At 37.5% G+C, this 6682-nt stretch carries 6 protein-coding genes; 4 read left to right on the forward strand and 2 right to left on the reverse strand.

Annotated elements, in window-relative coordinates:
* A partial coding sequence (locus tag RTK36_RS01955; RefSeq protein WP_312043768.1) for a hypothetical protein occupies nt 1-430 on the reverse strand: 430 nt, incomplete at its 3' end.
* 361 nt (nt 431-791) lie between these two features.
* On the opposite strand from RTK36_RS01955, the gene RTK36_RS01960 reads away from it, so the two are divergent.
* From RTK36_RS01960 to RTK36_RS16660, 4 genes are all read left to right on the forward strand, one after another.
* Complete coding sequence (locus RTK36_RS01960; RefSeq protein ID WP_312043770.1) at nt 792-1343, forward strand: helix-turn-helix domain-containing protein; 552 nt, start codon at nt 792-794, stop codon at nt 1341-1343.
* A gap of 256 nt (nt 1344-1599) precedes the next feature.
* Entirely contained in the window at nt 1600-3972 is a 2373-nt protein-coding gene (locus RTK36_RS01965; RefSeq protein ID WP_312043772.1) for a glycyl radical protein, read from the forward strand.
* A gap of 201 nt (nt 3973-4173) precedes the next feature.
* The gene (locus RTK36_RS01970) at nt 4174-5082 is read left to right on the forward strand and encodes a glycyl-radical enzyme activating protein (RefSeq protein ID WP_312043774.1); all 909 of its coding nucleotides are present in this window, start codon (nt 4174-4176) and stop codon (nt 5080-5082) included.
* A 239-nt stretch (nt 5083-5321) separates the two neighbouring features.
* Nucleotides 5322-5540, forward strand: coding sequence for a DUF6485 family protein (locus RTK36_RS16660; protein ID WP_312043776.1), 219 nt, complete (start codon nt 5322-5324; stop codon nt 5538-5540).
* Nucleotides 5541-5692: 152 nt separating this feature from the next.
* Here the strand turns inward: RTK36_RS16660 and RTK36_RS01980 are convergent.
* The coding region (locus RTK36_RS01980) for an HD-GYP domain-containing protein (protein ID WP_312043778.1) at nt 5693-6682 on the reverse strand (990 nt) is incomplete at its 5' end.

Consider the following 6682-nt stretch of genomic DNA (forward strand, 5'->3'; position numbering starts at 1 on the left):
ATTTCACTTTATCTTCAATGGTAATTTTCTTATCATTCGGTTGATACATGAAAAGCTTACGGGGTATCTCTTCTCCATCTTCATTCATTCTACTCGTTGAGTTATTAAAAAAGTAAGCCTTAATCACATCACCATTATGAAACTCATTCTCATCGAAATTTGTGGTATCAAGAATGAAAGAATCCTCATTGGTTGGATCCTTGATATACCTATAATCAGATCTTCTTCCCGCTACAATCTCACTCCAAAGTCCATCGCTTATTTTTGAAAGCTTAATCCTATCTTCTGAAATTTTTGTTACTTTACCTATCAGTACAGCATAATCGTCATCTATCTTTTCAAAGGAATATGAATTCTCTCCAAAAGCCGTAGCAGTTGCCGAAATCAGCAAACAAATACTTAATAAAAAACTGATAACTTTTTTACTCATAATAAGCCCCCTTTAAATAATTGAATTTCAGTAATCAATTCCCTTTTTATCGGATAAATCACTTTTTGGCATTCCCTATACCTACACATTATTACATATTTTACCACAACAAGTATACTATAGCTTTCTGGCAACGTAAATGACAATTTCCAATTTGTAACATATTTGTTACAAACCTCTCTTTGGAGCCACAATTTTTTTCAGCTCATATTTTTTCATTTGCTTTTTCTTATTACAGTATTTTGGGGCTATAACATACAGGTCAACAGCAAAAAAGTTGCCTAGAAAATTTGTTTTTGATATAATGAAGTAATTCATAGTCAAGTGATATTGGTAAATTATAAAAATAGAGGAGATAGACATGTATAGTGTACCCCCTGATATTGGAAAGGAAATGCGAAGAATCCGAACAGAAATGAGAATCAGCCTAGACACTGCTGCCCGCCTTACAGGGGTTTCCAAAGCAATGCTTGGGCAAATTGAACGAGGTGAATCCATTCCTACCATCTCTACCCTTTGGAAAATATCCACCGGTTATAAAGTCACCTTTTCCAATTTTATTTCACAAAACACAACCGAAAATAATATTTTAAGCATTAACGATATCTATCCCATAAAAGAAGAAAATGGAGATATGCTACTTTATAACATTTTTCCCTTTGATCCAATTTCAGGGTTAGATTTTTTGCAGATACACATGAAGCCCCATTGTCGGCATGAATCCTTCCCCCACACAAATGTGTTAAATGAATACATTGTAATAATCAAAGGGCAATTGCAAATGACAATCAATAATAAGGTTTATATTTTGCAAAAAGATGCTGCTCTGTCCTTTCAAGGGGATTCTAACCATGTTTATGCAAACCCTTCAAATGATGAGGTAATATTTCATAATGTGATTCGATATAAATAAAATAAAAAAAGGCAAAAATCCTTGGATTTTTGTCTTTTTTTTATAATGCATACAGAAAAAGTATTAATCTAACTTTAGCAAAATAATTGGGCAAAAATGATATTGACAAAAACGAAAAAAAATGCAATATTAAGACTATAAGTTGTGCGTTATAACATACGTTTTTTTCATTGTCACATCTTTTCCCAAATAAAAAATAGCTGTTACCCCCGCACAATCATCTGACTGTTTATTTAATCCATTAAGGAGGGTCAATATGAATACAACTGCAAGAATTGAACGATTAAGACAAAACTATGTAAATTCAAAACCATCTGTTTGTATCGAAAGAGCTAGAATTTTTACAGAATCCCATAAGCGCACAGAGGGTATGCCTACCCCCATTCGCAGAGCACAAGCCTTTTATGATTTTTGCAATGAATTTGATATTCAAATCTTTGAAGATGAGTTAATTGTGGGAACAGCCGGTAAGTTTAGAAGAAACGGCATTTTGACACCCGAATTTTCTTGGAAATGGGTAGACAAGGAAATGGACATGTTTGATAAACGTCCTCAAGATCCTTATGAAATGACCGATGAACAAAGAGCCTACGTTCGTGAGAATATCTTCCCTTACTGGAAAGGAAAATCCCTTGAAGAACATTTTCTATCTATTCTTCCTGAAGAAACTGCCAGAATCGCAGTGGATACAGGTATTGTTGATAATGACTCAAAATGGCGCCAGGCTGTTGGCGAAGTAACCCCAGATTATCAGGATGTTCTTTTCCCTTTAGGCTTCCAGGGTATTTTGAAGCAAGCGGAAGAAAGATTAGCTGAATTAGATTTTGCAAATCCTGAAGATTTTGATAAAATTGCATTTTATAAGTCAACCATATTAACTAGCAAAGGTATTATGCGCTTTGCTGAAAGATTTGCTGATTTGGCAGAACAAATGGCTAACCAAGAGCAGAACGAGGAAAGAAAAGCTGAACTTTTGAAAATATCAAAGGTTTGCCGAAACGTTCCTGCAAATCCCCCAAAATCCTTCCATGAAGCAGTGCAATTTGTATGGTTTGTACAACTTGGGGCAATTATTTCCGAAAATCCATTAGCACTTAACCCAGGCAGATTTGACCAATATATGTTCCCCTATTATGACGCTGATGTGAAAGCAGGCGTTATTTCTAAGGAAGATGGGGAAGAGTTGGTGCAAGCTCTTTGGTTAAAATTCTCTGAATGGGTTTGGACAATTTCTGCAAATACAACGGGTTATTTTGCAGGTTATAACCAATTCCAAAACCTTACTGTTGGCGGACGTAAAAGAGATGGTTCCGACGCTACCAATGAGCTTTCTTATATCTGCCTAGAAGCCACAGATAAAGTGAAAACCCATCAACCTGGTCTCAGCGTTAGAATTCATTCTGACTGCCCTCAGAAATTCTTGGATGCTGTGACAGAGCTTGTCAGCAAAGGCACAGGCTTCCCTGCAATCCATAATGATCAGGCGGGTGCGCAAATGCTTCTGCAAGCCGGTTATGAACCTGAGGATGCAAGAGATTGGAGCAATTGCGGTTGTGTAGTTCCCCATTTCCGTAAAACAGGGCAATGGACCGCTGCCGTAAATATTAACTTTGCCGCTGCCATGGAATATGCACTGAACGAAGGAAAAAGCAGACTCACAGGGGAAAAAATGGGTCTGGATGCAAAGCCCATTGCGAATTATTCATCCTTTGAAGAAGTAAAAAATGCAACTTTGGAACAGATGAAAAACTTAATTTATCATAGTGTTGTGGCAACTGTTGTGGCGCAGAAATTGCATACACAGCTTGTTCCCCGCCCTTTCCTTTCCACCTGTGTTGAGGATTGTATCAAAAACGGTAAAGACCTTTCCTGTGGCGGTGCCCACTACAACGTTGGTCCTGTACTTACAGGTATCGGCCTTGCAGTAGTAGCAAACTCTCTTGCGGTTATTAAAAAACTTGTTTTTGAGGATCAAGTAACCACCATGGATGAACTCAATCATGCCATGAATGCAAACTGGGTGGGCTATGAAGAATTACGAGCAAAGGCATTAAGTGTCCCAAAATACGGTAATGATGATGATTATGTGGACGACATTGCAAGAGAAATTGCCAACTATTATTATCTGGAAACCAGAGCCCATAAAGATATCTTTGGTTCCAATTTTAACTCGGCATTCATGGGAATTTCTAACTACATTCCAACAGGAAGAATTGTCGGAGCCACCCCTTGTGGCAGAGAGGCAACAAAGCCAATCACCGAGGGCGTTTCTCCTTATGCAGGAAGTGACGTTAGCAGCCCCCTTGCGGCAATGCGTTCCAGCGCAAAAATGAATCATGATGTTCATACCGGAGGTACCCTGTTGAACCTGCGACTGAGCGAGGAAATGGTAAAAACACCTAAGGGCAGAAGAGATCTGGGCAATATCATTCGAGCATATTTCTCTCTTGGTGCTTTCCATGTACAATTTAATACCCTCTCCACAGAGGTACTTCGCAAAGCACAGAAAAATCCCCAGGATTATAAAGATCTGTTGGTACGTGTGGCAGGTTATAGTACTCAATTTGTAAACCTTTCTCCAGAAATGCAGGAAGCGATTATTGCAAGAACAGCCCACGAAACAATGTAATATATAAAATAATGGCCTGCTCCTTTGTAGGCAGGCGTCGGGGTGTCGATAAAGTCGACACCCTTTGATAAAATAGGCTTCTGAAATGGGCAAAGCCCATCCTAAGGATTCTATTCGGGAAGCAGTTTGATATTTAATTGATTTCTATAAAGTTTGACGCCTGCTACTTTCGGAGTTAGGCGTCTACAATAGGAGGTTATTATGGGAGAATGCTCAAACAGCGGTATTGTCATTCAAATGCAGGACTATTCTATACATGATGGCGATGGCGTAAGAACCACCATATTTCTTGCAGGCTGCAATATGCGGTGTCAATGGTGTGCCAACCCAGAATCTTGGACAACAAAAAGTAAATTAGTTTTTTATCGGCATAAATGCATTGGGTGCATGAAATGTGCCAATGTCTGTCCAATGAACCTGGTTCCCTGTAAAATGGAACGTGCTAATGATATTTGCACTACATGCGGAAAATGTGTTGGGGTTTGCTCACAAAAAGCCTTGGACATCGCTTGCAATGAGATGAGTGTGGATGCGCTGGTGAAAAAGATAGAGAGAGATGCATTATTTTTCCGTTATTCAGGAGGAGGGGTTACTTTTTCAGGAGGTGAACCCTTTCTACAGCATAAATTTATGCGGGTTTTATTAAATCGCTTTGAAGAATTAGGGATTGAAAGCTGGGTGGAAACCTGCGGATATTTTGATTTTGAAACAGCGAAAGACTTGTTGCCCAAATTTAGTCATATTTTTCTCGACCTTAAGCATATGGATAGCGAAAAGCATAAAGAATATACAGGCTGTGGTAATGAAATCATTCTAGAAAATGCAAAAAAAATATATGACGTAGGGGTTCCAATGACAATTAGAATCCCAACAATTGTTGAAGTAAACTTAAGTGATGAGAATATGGAAAAAACTGTAAAATTTATGAAGGAAAATCTACCTAAGGCCAATGTTGAGCTTCTTCCCTACCACGGGTTGGGCAAGGCAAAATATATTTCCTTGGGAATAGAAGAAAAGTTTATTGACTTTACTACACCCACAGCAGCCCAAATTCAACATGCATATGAAATTTTCAAGAAAAATGGCATAGAAGTTATTGAGTACAGATAAAGCTTGAGATTGGGTTCGGTAAAACGACCCTTTTTCTTTGCCTCAGGTAAAATGAATGAAAGTCATCATGCACACCAAAAAGATGAAATAAAACGAATTTATCTTAACTCTTATAAAAGCTGTGTAAAACCTAATTACAATCTTGCACATAATGCTTCAGGCGCTTTCTATTTCTGTGGACACCATAGCCAAAAATAGGTATCATAGATGCAAAGATAAAAACAATAGGAGTTGATACCATGGATGCCCTCAATAAAATATGTACTTGTCAGAACTTATCATGTCCTTTACATCCTAGTAAACACAGTCAGGGTTGTACACCCTGCATTGCTAAAAATCTCAAGTTAAAGGAAATGCCCAGTTGCTTTTTCAACTTGATACCTAATGCAGAGAAAAGAAGCGGTGATACATTCCAGTGCTTCGCCAAAGTGGTGTTAGCGCAATTTAGACAAGAATAGGCCGCAAGCTTTGTGGGGCTTTTAAGTTATTGTTCTCTTTAAGGCTACATATTATTTTACTTAAAAAAGTCAAGTCTAAATAAAAAGCTCCCTGTTTCTCAATTCAGCTTTCTAAAAAATGCTGATACCCGAGAAACAGGGAGCTTGTTTTTCTAAGTCAAAATCTTTAATATGGTTAAATTGAAAACTTCCATCAAGTCAATTTCTTCCCTAGTTGCAGTAATCATTACCTTAGGTCTTAAATAGTGTTTGGTATTTTGCTGAACAACGATTGCCTCTTGCCCATTGGAAAGCTCAACAGAAATTCCCGTGGGATAGGGTGAAACATATTCTAAAATCTTTTTTACACATTCAATATCAAACATAATATAACAATTTGACATCAAGTATTCAAGGGCATCCGCAGGATTCATAGCCTTTCTATAAACCCGATTGGACACCAGCGCATCATAAACATCACATACATGAATTATCTTTGCAAAGATATGAATATTTTTGCCTGCTAATTGACGGGGATATCCACTTCCATCTTCATTTTCATGATGGGATAACACTGCATTTTTTACTAAACCTGAAATCATACAGTTCTCTTTCAGCATATTATAGCCTTCTTCAGAGTGACGACGCATAATATTCATTTCTTCCTCTGTAAGCTTGCCCTTTTTATTCAAAATGTCCAGACTTATAGATACTTTTCCAATATCGTGAAACAGTGCCGCTTCGGAAAGGAATTTCAGTTGTGAATAATTTAAGCCCATGCCTATGCCAACGATAACTGATAGGACTGACACATTAATACAATGAATGTAAGTATAATTATCAAACGCCGCAATATTTACCATGTCATATGACACATCTGATTTATCCAGTAATTCATCCACAATAGAATGTGCCATCAAACGGCAAGAATCTAGGTTTAATGATTTCAATGCGGAAACTGTATCTCTCTTGGTCTGTTCAGATAGCAATTCTTTCACAACAATTCCATTGGAAATATCATCATAAATATATAAACCTACATATCCAAGTAATTCTAACTTCTTAAGATATGTTTGCTTTAATATGGTATTTGCGTTTAACAGAATGTTTCCGCTGTCGTTATATACAGGAATGGCCAATATTGAATCTTCTTTCACTTGCTT

The sequence above is a fragment of the Anaerotignum sp. genome (genome assembly GCF_031981185.1).
Taxonomy (GTDB): Bacteria; Bacillota; Clostridia; order Lachnospirales; family Anaerotignaceae; genus Chakrabartyella.

What these genes read in the sequence shown, in the direction of transcription:
- RTK36_RS01960 (WP_312043770.1), top strand. Translation starts at nt 792, where the DNA reads ATGTATAGTGTACCCCCTGATATTGGAAAGGAAATGCGAAGAATCCGA.
- RTK36_RS16660 (WP_312043776.1), top strand. Translation starts at nt 5,322, where the DNA reads ATGGATGCCCTCAATAAAATATGTACTTGTCAGAACTTATCATGTCCT.
- RTK36_RS01970 (WP_312043774.1), top strand. Translation starts at nt 4,174, where the DNA reads ATGGGAGAATGCTCAAACAGCGGTATTGTCATTCAAATGCAGGACTAT.
- RTK36_RS01965 (WP_312043772.1), top strand. Translation starts at nt 1,600, where the DNA reads ATGAATACAACTGCAAGAATTGAACGATTAAGACAAAACTATGTAAAT.